The organism is Paeniroseomonas aquatica, from assembly GCF_030409335.1.
GTDB classification, from domain to species: domain Bacteria; phylum Pseudomonadota; class Alphaproteobacteria; order Acetobacterales; family Acetobacteraceae; genus Belnapia; species Belnapia aquatica.
The window spans coordinates 1-842 of the sequence record NZ_JAUFPN010000091.1 but is presented as its reverse complement, the minus strand read 5'-3'; the positions used below and the strand labels follow the sequence as shown (position 1 = coordinate 842).

The following is an 842-nucleotide window of genomic DNA, read 5'->3' as shown; positions in this document are numbered from 1 at the left end:
AGAACGTGAGGCGTTCGCCGTCGGATTCGATGCCTGGGTTGTAGTGCATCTGATCGGTGGGGATGCCGAAGGTAGCGAACATCGCGGCCAGCTTTGCTTCGTAGTCCTCGGGCTTGTCGATGATGTACTTGCTCATGGTTCATTCTCCCATGCTGGTATCAAGTTTGCAGGTCACGCGGCCTGCTGAAGGGTCTTCAGGCCGGGCAAGGGGTGGTGTTCGCCCCACAGGAGCGCCCCCGACTTCTCCACGGCCGCTACGGCTTTCGCCCACTGGTCGTACACCGGCCACGGCAGGACCGTCCCGCAGCCACCCTTCGCGAGCAAGCACTCCACGCGCTGGTGCGCTCGAGTCCCGGCCAGCGCCGCGAGCCCGCACGACGGGCACGGCACGGCGGCCCGGAGGAAGTGGCCTTTCAACTGCACCCACTGGGCGTACTCGGTGTAGGACAGGAGCCGGCCGCAGCCGTGCTTGCCCTCGACACATTCGATGTAGTCGACCGTGTCGTACAAGGCCATGCGGTCGCAGCGGGGGCACTCGACGCCGTCCTTGTGGTCGTTCTCCTGGGGGAGGTTCCCGTTCGCGGAGCGGATCGCGGCGACGAGGCGGTGGAGGTTGTGGCTGAACTCCAGGAGCGCGGGGTGGCCGCCTACGTAGTCCTCGGGGTCGGTGGCGGCCCATTCGAGGCGGTCGCGGAGCCACGTGCACATGTGGGTGACCGAGGGGACGGGCGTGGTCTCTTTGTTGCCGCGGTATGCGATCCAGTCGTCGACGAGGTAGGCGAGGATCGAGGCGACCGACGCGGTGCCTTCCTGGTCGCCGAAGGTGTCGTGGACGGTCCCGG

General features: G+C 66.6%; 1 protein-coding gene. It reads right to left on the bottom strand.

What is annotated here, in order from left to right; translation table 11 throughout:
• Positions 1–171 precede the first annotated feature (171 nt).
• A partial coding sequence (locus QWZ14_RS08695) for a hypothetical protein (RefSeq protein ID WP_290316242.1) occupies positions 172–842 on the bottom strand: 671 nt, incomplete at its 5' end.